Below are 13269 nucleotides of genomic sequence, written 5' to 3' on the forward strand. Positions count from 1 at the left end.
TCCGTGCGGCCCCGCAGAAAGCACCAGGGGGCCGGACGCAGCGCGCCGGCCCCCTTGGTGCTTCCTGTCGCAGTCGCCGGGGCGGTTTCGGCCCTGGCGCGCGCGCTTCATCCGCGCTGGAAAACCGGCAGAGAAAAGAAGAGGGGGTCCGGGGGAGAATTCATTCTCCCCCGGCCTTGGCCTACTTCGCTTCCCGCGCCGCGATGGCCCGTGCCCGGGCGAGCAGCGCCTCGGCGCGGCGGACGATCGGGATGTCGATCATCTTGCCGTCGAGCGCGAAGGAGCCGCGCCCCTGGGCGGCGGCTTCGCGGTCGGCGGTGACGATGCGCTCGGCCTTTGCCACCGCCTCCGGCGAGGGGCTGAAGCCGGCGTTCAGCGCGGGCACCTGCGCGGGGTGGATGGCCGAGGCGCCGACAAAGCCGAAGGCGGCGGAGCGGCGCACCACCTCGGTATAGGCGGCGATGTCGGAATAGTCGGCCACGGTGCTGATGGTGCCGAGCGGCATCAGGCCGGCGGCGGTGGCGGCCTGCAGGATCTGCTGCTTGGGCATCAGCAGCACGTCGGGGGTGGGCTCGCCGCCGATGGCGGTGGCGTAGTCCTCGGCGCCGAGCGAGAGGCCCACGGTGCGCGGCGTGGCGCGGGCGATGGCATGGGCCTGGGCGAGCGGGCCGGGGGCCTCGATCAGCGCGACGAAACGGATGCCGCCTTCGGGCAGGCCGCGCTTCTGTTCGAGGCGGGCGACCAGCTCGTCCAGCAGGCGGAGGTGGTCGGGGCCTTCGACCTTGGTGACCATGATGGCGGCGACGCCGGGCAGCACGGCGGCCTCCAGGTCGCGCACCGCGTCCTCCAGCGGCTGGTTGATGCGCACCAGGATGTCCGAGCGGGCCTCGCGGCGCAGGCGCTCGACGGCGGCCTCCACCTTGCGCCGGGCCTCGGGCTTGTCGGCTGGGGCGATGCTGTCCTCCAGGTCGAGTTGGATGGCATCGGCGCCGCGCTCGCCGGCCTTGGCCAGGAAGCGCTCGACATTGACGGGGACGAAAAGGCCGGAACGCCAGACGGGGTGCGGGGCGGGATTCATCGCGTGGCCTCCTGGGGGGTGGTGACAAGGCCGGAGGCGAGGGCGGCCTCGATCTCGGCGGTGGCGAGGCCGTGCTCGGCCAGGATCTCGCGGCTGTGCTGGCCGAGGCGGGGCGCCGGGCCGCGGATGGCGCCGGGCGTGCCGGAGAGGCGGGAGGAGACGGCGTGCATGGGGAAGCTGCCCATGTCCTCGTCGGGGTAGTCGGCGAGCAGGGCGCGCGCCTTGACGTGGCGGTCGGCCATGAAGCGGGTGATGTCGTTCACCGGGCCGATGGTGACCTCGGCGGCCTCGAAGAAGGCGACGTTCTCCGCCAGCGTGCGCTGGCCGACGAAGGCGCCGATGATGCCGTCCAGCTCCTCGCCATGCGCCACGCGCTGCTCGTTGGTGCGGAAGCGCGGGTCGTCCACCAGGTCGCCGCGGCCGATGGAGCGCAGCACGCGCTCGGCCATGCCCTGGGTGGAGGCGGAGAGGCAGACCCAGCCATCGTCGGAGGTGCGGTAGACGTTGCGCGGCGCGGCGCCGGTGGAGCGGCTGCCGGTGCGCGGCTTGGTCTTGCCGGTGAGGCGGTAGTTGGCCGCCTGGGGGCCGAGGGCGGTGAAGAGCGGGTCGAGCAGGGGCAGGTCGATCACCTGGCCCTGGCCGCCATTGATCTCCACCTCGCGCAGCGCGGCCATGGCGGCGAAGGCGCCGGTGAGACCGGCGATGGTATCGGCCAGGTACATCGGCGGCAGCACCGGCTCGCGATCGGCGAAGCCGTTCATCTCGGCGAAGCCGGCGAAGCCTTCCACCAGCGTGCCGAAGCCGGGGCGGCGGGAATAGGGGCCGTCCTGGCCCCAGCCGGAGATGCGCACGATGATCAGGCTGGGCTCGATGCGCAGCAGCTCCTCGGGGGTGAGGCCCATCGCCTCCAGCGTGCCGGGGCGGAAGCTCTCCACCAGCATCGCCGCGCCGGGGACGAGGCGGCGGATCAGCGGGATGGCGTCCTTGTGGCGGAAATCGAGGCAGAGGCTGCGCTTGCCGCGGCCATGCACCTTCCAGGCGGTTTCCACGCCCTTGACGCGCCAGCCGCGCAGCGTGTCGCCGTCGCGCGGCTCCACCTTGTCCACCGTGGCGCCGAAATCGGCGAGGTGCTGGGTCAGCGTGTTGCCGGCGACGAGGCGGGAGAGGTCCAGCACGCGCAGGCCGGTGAGCGGGCCACGGAGGCCGGGGGTGTAGTCGGCGCGGGGCAGGCCCTCGCCGGGGGTATCAAGCGGCGACATCGGCGCCTCCTCGGAACAGGATGCCGCCCGCCTGGGGCAGCCACAGGTGCAACTCCTCGCCGCGCGGCGGCTGGCGGGTCTCCAGGCGCAGCGACGCGCCGGCAAGGTCGAGCCCGACCTGCCAGAGGCCGCCGACATAGGCGCGGCTGGTGATGCGCGTCCTCAGCACCGCGCCGCCCTCCGTCACGCCATCAGCGATGCGCATCTGCTCCGGGCGGTAGGCCAGGGTGACGCGGCTGCCGGCGCTGGCGGCGCGCTCGGCCTGGACTTCCAGGCGCTGGCCATCGGCCAGTTCCAGCAGGGCGCGACCGCCTTCCGGAGCGCCATCGACGACGCGGGCGGGGAGGAAGTTGGTGGTGCCGATGAAGTCGGCGACGAAAGGGTCGGCGGGATGGTCGTAGATCTCCTGCGGTGCGCCGACCTGGGCGATGCGGCCGCCATTCATCACCACGATGCGATCGGAGAGCGCAAGCGCCTCGATCTGGTCGTGGGTGACGTAGATGGTGGTCAGCTTGAGGCGTGTGCGCAGCTCGCCGAGCCAGGCGCGGGCGCGGTCGCGCAGCTTGGCGTCGAGGTTGGAGAGCGGCTCGTCGAGCAGCAGGATGGCGGGGTGATAGACCAGCGTGCGGGCGAGGGCGACGCGCTGCTGCTGGCCGCCCGAAAGCTCGTGCGGGTAGCGCGCGGCGTAGGGCTCCATCTCGACCAGCGCCAGCACCTCCTCGATGCGGCGCTTGCGCTCGGGGCCGGGCACCTTCCGCAGGGAGAGCGGGAAGGCGACGTTGTCAGCCACCGTCATGTGCGGCCAGAGCGCGTAGCTCTGGAAGACGAGGCCGCAGCTGCGCGCCTCGGGCGGGCGATAGATGCCGCGCGCGGCGTCGAAATAGACCGTGCCGCCCACCTGGATGCGGCCGCCATCGGCGCGGTCGAGACCGGCGACGGCGGCGAGGGTGGTGGACTTGCCGCAGCCGGAGGGGCCGAGCAGCGTGACGAACTCGCCGTCGGCCACGTGGAGGTTGACGTCGTCCACGGCGGTGACGCCGCCGAAGCGCTTCGTCAGGCCCTCGATCACCAGGTCAGCCATGCAGTTTTACCCCGAAGAGGCCGCGCACGGCGGCGACGCAGACGGCGATGACCACCACCTGGATGGTGGCGAGCGCCGCGACCATGCCGACCTCGCCCTGTACCCAGAGCTGCAGCAGCGCGGTGCCGATGACCTCGCTGCCGGGCGCGAAGAGGAAGATCGCCGTGGAATACTCCTTGAAGAAGGAGATGAAGAGGACGGTGAAGCAGCCGACCAGCGCCGGGCGCATCAGCGGCAGCACGATGCGGCGGCTGGTGGTCCACCAGTCCGCGCCCTGCACGCGGGCGGCGCGGTCGAGATCCGGGCTCACCTGCAGCAGCATGGGCGCGACGGCGCCGATGCCGGTCGGGATGAAGCGCATGGTGAAGGCGATCACCAGGATCCAGATGGAGTTGCGGATGGCGCCCAGGCCGGGCAGCAGCGCGAAGGCGTAGAAGAAGCCGATGCCGGCGACCACGCCGGGCACCGCGCGCGGGAAGAGCGCGAGGTAGTGCAGCGCGCCGCGGAAGCGGAACTCCGAGCGGTGGACGATGACGGCGACGAGGCCGATCAGAGCCGTCGCCAGCGCGCCGCCGACGAGGCTGACGACGAAGGAGTTCCACACTGCGCGGGAATAGACGGGATAGTCGAAGATGCTGGCGAAGTTGCCGAGCGTCAGCACCTCGGAGACCGGGATCATCGGCGAGAGGAAGCTGGTGAAGGCGCGCAGCACCAGCATGCCGATCGGCGCGATGACGGTGGCGAAGATGTAGAGCGCGGCGAGCGCGAAGAGCGGCCAGCGCAGCGCGCCGAGGCGGAAGGGGCGCGGGCGCGTCGCCTTGCCGCCGAGGGTGATGAAGCGCCGCGTGTTGCCGAGCATGCGGTTCTGCAGCCAGACGAGGCCGCAGACCACGATCAGCATCAGCCCGGCGGCGGTGGCGACGAGGCCGTGGTCCGGCCGCGGCGAGGAGACGCCGTTGTTGAACAGGAAGGTGGTGAGCACGGTGATGCCCGCCGGGTCGCCGAAGATCAGCGGCACGGAGAGCAGCTCCAGGCCGATGGTGAAGTTCAGCACGGCGCTGTAGGCGATGGCCGGCTTCATCAGCGGCAGGGTGACGCGCCAGAGCGTGCGCCCGGTGCCGGCGCCGGAGACGCGCGCGGCCTCCTCCAGCGTCGGGTCGGTGAGGGTGGCGGAGGAGAGGCAGTAGATATAGGCCAGCGGCGCCTGCGAGACGCCGGCGATGGCCGCCATGCCGCCGAGGGAATAGAGGTTCCAGGGCGCGTCGCCGAACCAGTCCGAGGGCCAGAGCAGCGTCAGGTAGCCCGAGGGGCCATAGACCGAGTACCAGCCGAAGGAGAGCACCAACGCCGAGAGGTAGAGCGGCCAGAGGAAGAACTCGCCGAGCAGGCGGGCGAAGGGCAGGTCGGTGCGGCCGAACAGGATGGCCGCGACGGTGCCGAAGCCCTGCGCCACCAGTGTGGTGAGCCCGGCGAGGATGACCGTGTTGAGCAGCACCAGGCCGAAGCCGTCGGTCCGGGCGAGGCGGATGAAGTTGCCGAGGGTGAGGTTGTAGTGCTCCTCGTAGAGGGCGCCGTCGAGCAGCGACTGCAGCAGCACCGGCAGCAGCGGCGCCACCACCAGCACGAGCACCAGCAGCGCGGTGCCGTACTGGATCGGCATCTCGCGCGGGAAGGCGGGCGGCGGGGCGGGAGCCGCCTCCACCCGCGGCACGGCGGCGTCCATCGGCTCAGCTCACCCCGTAGACCTGCTTCCAGCGGTCGATGAAGGCGTCGTAGCCGCTGAGCATCTCCGGCTTGTAGTCGATGAAGGCGATGTTCTGCTCGCCGCCCACCGCCTTGGCGATCGAGCTGTAGGTGTGGCGGATGCCGTTGCCCGGCTCCACCTTCGGATGCGCCGGGGTGAGGCCGCCGCGGCCGAAGGCGGCGGAGCCCTCGGGCGAGGCGAGATAGTCCAGCATCAGCTTGGCGGCGTTGACGTTCCGGGCGCCCTTCGGGATGGCCATGCCGCGCAGGATGACGAGCTGGCCGTCATTCATGAAGTTCCAGCCGAGGATGCGGGCGCGCGCCGGGTCATCCAGGCGCGGCCAGAAGGTGATGGCGGAGACGAACCAGCCGGCGACGTATTCGCCCGAGGTGACCTTCTCCGTCATCGGGCCGCCGGAGCGCTCCCAGCGCGGCTGCACGGGGGCGAGCTGCTTGAACCAGTCCCAGGCCTGGTCGCCGTGCTTCTGCACGAAGCCGAAATTGGCCGAGTAGCCGAAGCCGCCGTTGTGCGCGCCGTAGCTGGTGATCTTGTTGCGCCAGCGGCTCTTGTTCTCCTGCGCGAGCTGGACGAACTGCGCGAAGCTCTTGGGCTGCTGCGCCTCGGGCACCAGCATCTTGTTGAAGATGAAGACCAGCGGATCGGCCGAGATGGTGTAGACGCCGGGCCAGGGCTTGGCCCAGGCGGGCCAGGCGGCGGCCTCGGGGGATTCGTAGGGCATCACCTCGCCGCGCCGCTGGAACTCGATCCAGCCCGAGGGATCGGCGGTGGCGAGCAGGTCGGCGCTGCGGCTGTTGGTGCCGCGCTCGGCGAGATACCGCTCGAAGACCTCGCGCGAGTTCGGCAGGTCCAGCGTCTCCACCTTGATCTTCGGGTAGCGGCGGTTGAAGCCTTCCAGCACCGGCCGCCAGTTCTCGGCGGACATGATGGAATAGACGAGAAGGCTGCCCTCCTTCTCGGCGGCGCTGACGACCTCCTGGTAGCCCTGCGGGTAGTTGGCGGGCGCACCTTGCCCGCCATTTCCCTGTGCGAAGGCGCGGTCCGCCAGGATGAGGCCAGGAATGGCCAAGGCGGAGCGGCGACCGATCCGGATCATGCTGCGTTTCCTTCCCCGATGGAGGCCGGCGGCGCTTCCTGCCCTCGACCCCGGCGCGCTTTGGCGCAATTATTGGCGCCAATACGCTAGGCTGGGGTCCGGTCCCGGCGCAACCCCTTTTCAGCCGGGGAACGATCATCGCATGGCCCGTCCCGCCCGCCCCAAGCGCCACCTCGCCACCGAGATCGCCGCCGCCATCCGCGCCGGCGCCCATCGCTCGGGCGAGTGGCTGCGGCAGGTGGACCTGGAGGAGCGGCTGGGCGCCACGCGCTTCGACGTGCGCGCGGCGCTGGCCGAGCTGGCGCTGCGCGGGACGGTGGAGCATGTGCCGAACCGCGGCTTCCGCGTCGCCACGCCCGACCGGGAACGGCTGCGCGGCATGCTGGAGGTGCGCGCGCTGCTGGAGGCGGAGGCGGCGGTGAGCGCGCTGCCGCGCATCGACGCCGCCGCGCTGCGCCTGCTGGAGGGGAAGGCCGATGCCTTCGACCACGCCGTGGCCGAGGGCACGATGACCGAGCAGAGCGCCACCAACCTCGACTTCCATGACACGCTCTACGGCTTCGCGCCCAACCGCGCGCTGGTGGAGGTGGCGACCGAGACGCGCGACCGCGCCCGGCTCTGGCCGCTGGTGCTCTGGCCCTCAATGCGCGCGCTGCGGCGCAGTGCGGAGGGGCACCGGGAGATCCTGGCCGCGCTGCGGGCGCGCGACGCGGCGGCGCTGAGGGAGAGCGTGCGGGCGCATATCCTGGGCTCGGCGGCGAATGATCCGGCGCTCGACACGGCGGAAGGGGAAGGGGTGGCCTCGCGCTGAGGCGCGGCCTATCCTGCCCGTGCGCCCCGCAGGCCGTCGCGCCAAGAGCGGCCAGGGGCGCGAGGAAACCGCCCGAGGAGACGCGCCATGCATCCGCGCCCCGTCGTCACCGCCGCGCCCACCGGTGCGGAGGCCATCCCTGATAGCCAGGGCCTCGACCTCTATCGCGCCGACCCGATGCTGGGCGCGCTGCTCGGCCTCTATCTGCCGCCGGCGCTGCGGGCGCATCTGGAGCCGCATCTGGCAAGGCTGGGAAAGCTGGCGGGCGGCGAGCTGGCGGCGCTGGCGGCCGAGGCGGACCGCAACCCGCCGGTGCTGCACCACCGCAGCCGGCGCGGCGAGGACATCCAGCGCATCGCCTATCACCCGGCCTATCGCGCCATGGAGCAACTGGCCTTCGGCGAGTTCGGGCTGGCGGCGATGTCGCATCGCGGCGGCGTGCTGGGCTGGCCGGAGCCGCTGCCGGCGGCGGCGAAGTATGCGCTGACCTATCTTTTCGTGCAGGCCGAGTTCGGGCTGTGCTGCCCGGTCAGCATGACGGACAGCCTGACGCGCACGCTGCGCCGCTTCGGGGATGAGGCGCTGGTGGCGCGCTATCGCGACGCGCTGACCACGCAGGACCTCGACGCGCTGGCGCAGGGCGCGATGTTCATGACCGAGCAGGGGGCGGGCAGCGACATCGCCGCCACCAGCGTGACCGCCGCGCGGCAACCGGACGGAAGCTGGGCGCTGACGGGGCAGAAATGGTTCTGCAGCAACCCCGACGCGGCGCTGGCCATGGTGCTGGCGCGGCCGGAGGATGCGCCGCCGGGCATCAAGGGCGTTTCCCTGTTCCTCCTGCCGCGCGACCTGCCGGATGGAAGCCGCAACCGCTACCGGATCGTCCGGCTGAAGGACAAGCTCGGCACGAAGTCCATGGCCAGCGGCGAGATCGCGCTGGAGGGCGCCACTGCCTGGCTGGTCGGCGAGCCGGGCGCCGGCATGCGGCAGATGGCCGACATGGTGAACAACTCGCGCCTCTCCAACGGCGTGCGCGCCGCCGGCATGATGCGCCGCGCGACGACGGAGGCGCTGTTCATCGCGCATCGGCGCGTCGCCTTCGGGAAGAAGCTTGTCGAGATGCCGCTGATGCGGCGGCAGCTGGCAAAGATGCTGGTGCGCGCGGAGGCGGCGCGCAGCATGGTGTTCCAGACGGCGGCGGCGCTGACGCGCAGCGATGCCGGGGAGCCCGGCGCCTATGCGCTGCTGCGCATCCTGACGCCGCTGCTGAAGTTCCGCGCCTGCCGCGACGCGCGGGTGGTCACCGGCGACGCCATGGAGGTGCGCGGCGGCTGCGGCTACATCGAGGAGTTCGCCGACGCGCGGCTGCTGCGCGACGCGCATCTCGGCTCGATCTGGGAGGGCACCAGCAACATCGTCGCGCTCGACGTGCTGCGCGCGGCGCGGCGGGAGGGCTCGCTGGCGGCGTTGGAAGAGCACCTGCAGGGGCTGGAGGGCGTGGCGCAGGCGCTGCCGGAGCTGCCTTCCGCGCTGCAGCGGGCGCTGCGGCTGGCCGAGGCGGCGGAAGGCGATGCGGCCCTGGCGCGGCAGGCGGCGACGGCCCTCTACAACCTCACCGCCGCCGCCGCGATGGCCTGGGAGGCGGCGCAACTGCCGCCTGCACTCGGCGCGGCGCGGCTGGCGCTGGCCGGGATGGTGATGCGCCACCGCGTGCTGCCGCGCGACCCGCTGGCGGTGGAGGAGGAGGCGCCCCTGCCGCCCGCCCTGCTGGCCGATCCGGCGGCGGGGCAGGCGGGCTTCGCCTGAGGCCCGCGCGACAGGCAGCCCAGCGCGACAGGCAACAAGGAAGCGCCGGGATGTCCTTTCCCGAGGTGGCCGAGACGGAGGCGGATGGCGAGACCGCCCGCATCTATGCCGCGTTGCGCGCGGCGGCCGGCATTCCCGTGGTCAACCTGATCTGGCGGCATTTCGCGGCGCTGCCGGGCGTGCTGCCCTGGGCCTGGGCGACGGTGCGGCCGGTCGCCGGCTCGGCGCTGCTGGCGGAGGGCATCGCCCGGCTGGAAGCGGCGGCGCTCGGCGCGGGCGGCGCCGCCGCCGTGGCCCTGCCGGTGCTGCCGGTGCTGCCGGACGAGGCGCTGGCGGTGGTCGAGATCTACAACCGCGGGAACTGCACCAATCTGCAACTGCTCACCGCGCTGCGCCGGGTCCTCGCCGGGGAAGCGGCGGGCGGGGGCAGCCCGCCGGAGGCCGCGCCGCCGCCACCGCCGCTGCCGCCGACGCCCGCCATGCCACGGCTGGAGGCGCTGGAGCCGGCGGTCCGCGCGCAGGTCCGGAACCTCGCGGCGCTGCATGGAGCCGCCGTCGCCGCCGCGGTGCCGAGCCTCTATCGCCACCTGGCGCTCTGGCCCGAACTGCTGGCGCCGCTGCACGCGGCCTGCGCCGCGCTGATGGCCGACGGCACCCTGCCGCGCGGGCGTGACGCGCTGCTGGCCGAGGCGCAGGCCCTCTCCGGCCGGATGCTGCCGGCGCTGCGCCCGCCGGCCGCCTTTCCGGCAGAGCAGCGGCAGGCCGTGCTGGCGGCGCTCGACACCTTCGCCGGGCAGTTGATCGCGGAGATGGCGGTGCTCGGCCTGCTCCTGCGCGCCGCCGGCCGGCAGGGCTGAGGCGGGGCGCAGCCGGCAAGGTTTGCGTTTGACACCGGCGCCGCAATCCGGAAGCCTGCCGCGCGGGGCGACGAAGGTCGCAGATGCCCGGAAAACTTTGCAAAAAAGTAACAATTGGGAGCAGTCCGAGATGATCACCCGACGCCAGAGCCTTGCCCTGGGCGGCGCCGCGCTGCTCGCGCGCCCGGCGCTGATCAGCAGCGCCGCCGCGCAGACGAAGAAGATCGACCACCTGCCGGCGACGCAGATCTGGTCGGTCTATGACGTCGGCTCCACCGGCTATGTCGAGGCCTCGGCCATCGCCGACGCGATGGGCAAGGCCTATGGCACGCGCGTGCGGCTGCAGCCCTCCGGCACCTCGATCGGGCGCGTGCTGCCGCTGAAGCAGCGCCGCGCCAGCCATGCCTGGCTCGCCAACGAACTCTACTTCGCCGTCGAAGGCCTCTACGAATACGCCGACCCGCAATGGGGACCACAGGATTTCCGCACGCTGTGCGGCCGCAAGAACGCCTTCTCCGTCGTCGCCACCAAGGAGAGCGGCATCACCAGGCCCGAGGACCTGAAGGGCAAGCGGCTCGCCTATGTGCCGGCCAATACCTCGGTGAACCTCAAGGTGGAGCCGATCCTGGCCTTCGCCGGGCTGACGCTGAACGACGTGGAGATCGTGCAGTTCCCCTCCTACGGCGCCAGCCTGCGCGCGCTGATCGAGGGGCGCGCCGACGCTGCCGGCGCCGCCCCCGCCGCCGCCGTGCTGCGCGAGCTGGATGCCAGCCCCCGCGGCATCTCCTGGGTGCAGCTCGACCCCGACAACGCCAAGGGCTGGGAGGCGGCACGCAAGGCGGTGCCCTTCGTCGATCCCTTCGCGGAGACCGTCGGCGCCGGCATGTCCGAGCAGAACCCGGCCAATGTCATGGGCTACCGCTACCCGATGGTGACGGTGAACGCCGACGCCGACCCGGACGAGGTCTTTGCCATGATGCAGGCGCTCGACCAGAGCTACGACCTCTACAAGGACGTCAGCGGCATCATGACCCGCTGGAAGATGAAGGACGCCGGCACGCCGCCGATGGACGCCGCCTTCCACGACGGCGCCATCCGCTACCTGAAGAAGGCGGGCATCTGGTCCGACGCGCACCAGCAGTGGCAGGACAGGACGCTGAAGCGGCACCAGGCGCTGCAGGCGGCCTGGAAGGAGTTCATGGGCGGCCCCGGCGGGAAGGAAAGCGGCGAAGCGCTAGAGAAGGCCTGGATGCCGGTGCGCGCCAAGGCGATCGCGGCGCTCTGAGGCCCAGGCGCGGCCAGGAGGGGCGCCGCCCCTCCTGGACCACCCCGCCGGGGGGACCGTGTCCCCCCGGACCCCGCCATTCCCGGGAGCCCATCCCATGAGCGCCGCCGCGCTGCCCGATACCCCGCCGCCGCCGCAGGAGCCCGAGGCGCAATCCGGAAGGCTCGCCAGCGGCGCAGCCTTCTGGGCTGCCTTCGGCCTTTCCGCCACCGGCCTGCTGATGTCGGTGAACCAGATCTTCAACCTCGGCCTGTTCGGCTTCCGGCCGATCAGCACGGCTTACTACTACGCGCTGATCGGCCTGTTCGGCGCCCTCGCCTTCCTCGCCTTTCCCGGCAGCCGGGGCCAGAAGGCGCGGGTGCCGTGGTATGACTGGGGGCTGGCCGCCGCCATCCTGGCCCTCGGCCTCTGGCTCGGCAGCGAGGCGCTCACCATCCAGCTGCGTGGCTGGAGCGCCACCGCGCCGGACTGGGCGGCGGCCCTGGCCGGCCTGTTCGTGCTGCTGGTGCTGGAATGCACGCGGCGCACGGGCGAGGCCATCCTCTTCATCGCCTGCATCGTCTTCGGCGCCTTCCCGCTCTTCGCCGGGCACATGCCGGGCTTCCTCTGGGGCGTCGAGCTGGACCTGCCGGCCACCATCCAGGAGCATGTCTTCGGCACCGAGAGCATCATCGGCATCCCCATGCAGGTGGTGGCGGATACGCTGATCGGCTTCCTCGTCTTCGGCGTGGTGCTGGCGGCGACCGGCGGCGCCGGCTTCTTCATGGACTTCGCGCTCTCGCTGATGGGCACCAGCCGCGGCGGGCCGGCCAAGGTGGCGGTGGTCTCCTCGGCGCTGTTCGGCATGCTCTCGGGCAGCCCGACCTCCAACGTGCTGACGACCGGCACGCTGACCATCCCGACCATGAAGCGCTGCGGCTACGCGCCGCACTATGCCGGCGCCGTGGAGGCCTGCGCCTCGACCGGCGGCGCGCTGATGCCGCCGGTGATGGGCGCCGCCGCCTTCATCATGGCGAACTTCCTCAATGTTCCCTATTCCGAGGTGGTCATTGCCGCGGCGCTGCCCTCGCTGCTCTACTACCTCGCGCTGTTCGTGCAGACCGACCTCTACGCCGTGGCGCACAACCTGCGCGGCGTGCCGCGCGAGGAGGTGCCGGCCCTGCTGCCGACGTTGAAGGGCGGCTGGTACTACCTGCTGGCCATCGTCGGGCTGACGCTGATGCTGCTGATGTTCCGCATCGAGGCGGAGGCGCCCTTCTGGGTGGCGCTGTTCCTGCTCGCCGTCGCGGTGATCAGGCGGAAGCAGACCGGCTTCGGCTGGAGCCGCTTCGCCGGGCTGGTGGTGGAGGCGGGGCGCACCGTCGCGCATCTCGTCGCGCTGATCGCCGGCATCGGGCTGATCATCGGCGCGCTCTCCGTCACCGGCGTGGCCAACTCCTTCTCGCGCGAGCTGGTGCTCTATGCCGGCGGCAATGTCGGGCTGCTGCTGTTCTTCGGCGCCGTGACGAGCTTCGTGCTGGGCATGGGGATGACCGCCTCGGCCTGCTACATCTTCCTCGCCATCACCCTGGCGCCGGCGCTGGTGCAGGCCGGGCTCGACCCGATGGCCTCGCATCTCTACGTGCTCTACTGGGGCGTGGTCTCCTTCATCACGCCGCCTGTCGCGCTGGCCGCCATCGCCGCCGCCTCGATCGCCAAGTCGAGCCCGATGGTCACGGGGATGACGGCGCTGCGCATCGGCATCCTGCTGATGCTGCTGCCCGTGCTCTTCGTGTTCCAGCCGGCGCTGATCCTGAAGGGCGACCTGCCAACCATCCTGCAGGCCGTGGCGACGGCGCTGGCCGCCATCCTGCTGCTGGCTTCCTCCTTCGAGGGGCATCTCTACGGGATGGGGCGGCTGCCGGCCTGGGCACGGGTCGGGCTCGGCGCCGCCGGGCTGCTGCTGCTGGTGCCGGAAGGCCGGACGGACCTGGTGGGGATTGCGCTGGCGGGCGTGACAGTGGTTGCGATGCTGCTGCTGCGTCCGGTGGCGGCGCCGGTGGCGGGCGGGAAAAGGCTGGGAGAATGAAGGGCCGTGCCGCGATCCGGCCGGCGGGCAAAGCCGGGGGAGAATGAATTCTCCCCCGCACCCCCTCATCTTTTTCCTGCCAGTTCCGCAGCGTGGGTGGAGCGCGCCCGCGCCGGGGCTGTTTCAGCCCCGGCGACCATGGCCCGTGAGCCGTCCTGGTCACGGG

Annotated in this window: 10 protein-coding genes; 5 read left to right on the plus strand and 5 right to left on the minus strand. The window is 71.9% G+C overall.

Features of this window, described 5'->3' with window-relative positions; all coding sequences use genetic code 11:
• Positions 1–181: 181 nt before the first annotated feature.
• From QMO56_RS12325 to QMO56_RS12345, 5 genes are read right to left on the minus strand one after another with little or no spacing between them, the layout of a single operon-like run.
• Positions 182–1078, minus strand: a complete 897-nt coding sequence (locus QMO56_RS12325; protein ID WP_283526105.1) for a CoA ester lyase — start codon at positions 1076–1078, stop codon at positions 182–184.
• Positions 1075–2337, minus strand: a complete 1263-nt coding sequence (locus QMO56_RS12330; protein WP_283526107.1) for a CaiB/BaiF CoA-transferase family protein — start codon at positions 2335–2337, stop codon at positions 1075–1077. The genes QMO56_RS12325 and QMO56_RS12330 overlap by 4 nt, the downstream gene beginning before the upstream one ends.
• Positions 2324–3418: an ABC transporter ATP-binding protein gene (locus QMO56_RS12335; RefSeq protein WP_283526108.1), complete on the minus strand. Its 1095-nt coding sequence runs from the start codon at positions 3416–3418 to the stop codon at positions 2324–2326. The genes QMO56_RS12330 and QMO56_RS12335 overlap by 14 nt, the downstream gene beginning before the upstream one ends.
• Entirely contained in the window at positions 3411–5141 is a 1731-nt protein-coding gene (locus QMO56_RS12340) for an iron ABC transporter permease (protein WP_283526109.1), read from the minus strand. The genes QMO56_RS12335 and QMO56_RS12340 overlap by 8 nt, the downstream gene beginning before the upstream one ends.
• Before the next feature lie 4 nt (positions 5142–5145).
• Positions 5146–6276, minus strand: a complete 1131-nt coding sequence (locus QMO56_RS12345) for an ABC transporter substrate-binding protein (protein WP_283526111.1) — start codon at positions 6274–6276, stop codon at positions 5146–5148.
• A 142-nt stretch (positions 6277–6418) separates the two neighbouring features.
• On the opposite strand from QMO56_RS12345, the gene QMO56_RS12350 reads away from it, so the two are divergent.
• From QMO56_RS12350 to QMO56_RS12370, 5 genes are all read left to right on the plus strand, one after another.
• Positions 6419–7087 carry a GntR family transcriptional regulator gene (locus QMO56_RS12350; RefSeq protein ID WP_283526113.1) on the plus strand — a complete coding sequence of 223 codons (669 nt, stop codon included), beginning with the start codon at positions 6419–6421 and terminating at the stop codon, positions 7085–7087.
• An 87-nt stretch (positions 7088–7174) separates the two neighbouring features.
• Positions 7175–8893: an acyl-CoA dehydrogenase family protein gene (locus QMO56_RS12355; RefSeq protein WP_283526114.1), complete on the plus strand. Its 1719-nt coding sequence runs from the start codon at positions 7175–7177 to the stop codon at positions 8891–8893.
• Between the two features lie 50 nt (positions 8894–8943).
• Positions 8944–9750 carry a hypothetical protein gene (locus QMO56_RS12360; protein WP_283526116.1) on the plus strand — a complete coding sequence of 269 codons (807 nt, stop codon included), beginning with the start codon at positions 8944–8946 and terminating at the stop codon, positions 9748–9750.
• Positions 9751–9880: 130 nt separating this feature from the next.
• Complete coding sequence (locus QMO56_RS12365; protein WP_283526117.1) at positions 9881–11035, plus strand: TAXI family TRAP transporter solute-binding subunit; 1155 nt, start codon at positions 9881–9883, stop codon at positions 11033–11035.
• A gap of 97 nt (positions 11036–11132) precedes the next feature.
• Entirely contained in the window at positions 11133–13103 is a 1971-nt protein-coding gene (locus QMO56_RS12370; RefSeq protein ID WP_283526118.1) for a TRAP transporter fused permease subunit, read from the plus strand.
• Positions 13104–13269 lie beyond the last annotated feature (166 nt).

It is taken from the genome of Roseomonas sp. E05 (assembly GCF_030063475.1).
Taxonomy (GTDB): Bacteria; Pseudomonadota; Alphaproteobacteria; order Acetobacterales; family Acetobacteraceae; genus Pseudoroseomonas.

What these genes read in the sequence shown, in the direction of transcription:
- QMO56_RS12325 (WP_283526105.1), bottom strand. Translation starts at nt 1,078, where the DNA reads ATGAATCCCGCCCCGCACCCCGTCTGGCGTTCCGGCCTTTTCGTCCCC.
- QMO56_RS12340 (WP_283526109.1), bottom strand. Translation starts at nt 5,141, where the DNA reads ATGGACGCCGCCGTGCCGCGGGTGGAGGCGGCTCCCGCCCCGCCGCCC.
- QMO56_RS12365 (WP_283526117.1), top strand. Translation starts at nt 9,881, where the DNA reads ATGATCACCCGACGCCAGAGCCTTGCCCTGGGCGGCGCCGCGCTGCTC.
- QMO56_RS12360 (WP_283526116.1), top strand. Translation starts at nt 8,944, where the DNA reads ATGTCCTTTCCCGAGGTGGCCGAGACGGAGGCGGATGGCGAGACCGCC.
- QMO56_RS12330 (WP_283526107.1), bottom strand. Translation starts at nt 2,337, where the DNA reads ATGTCGCCGCTTGATACCCCCGGCGAGGGCCTGCCCCGCGCCGACTAC.
- QMO56_RS12350 (WP_283526113.1), top strand. Translation starts at nt 6,419, where the DNA reads ATGGCCCGTCCCGCCCGCCCCAAGCGCCACCTCGCCACCGAGATCGCC.
- QMO56_RS12345 (WP_283526111.1), bottom strand. Translation starts at nt 6,276, where the DNA reads ATGATCCGGATCGGTCGCCGCTCCGCCTTGGCCATTCCTGGCCTCATC.
- QMO56_RS12335 (WP_283526108.1), bottom strand. Translation starts at nt 3,418, where the DNA reads ATGGCTGACCTGGTGATCGAGGGCCTGACGAAGCGCTTCGGCGGCGTC.
- QMO56_RS12355 (WP_283526114.1), top strand. Translation starts at nt 7,175, where the DNA reads ATGCATCCGCGCCCCGTCGTCACCGCCGCGCCCACCGGTGCGGAGGCC.
- QMO56_RS12370 (WP_283526118.1), top strand. Translation starts at nt 11,133, where the DNA reads ATGAGCGCCGCCGCGCTGCCCGATACCCCGCCGCCGCCGCAGGAGCCC.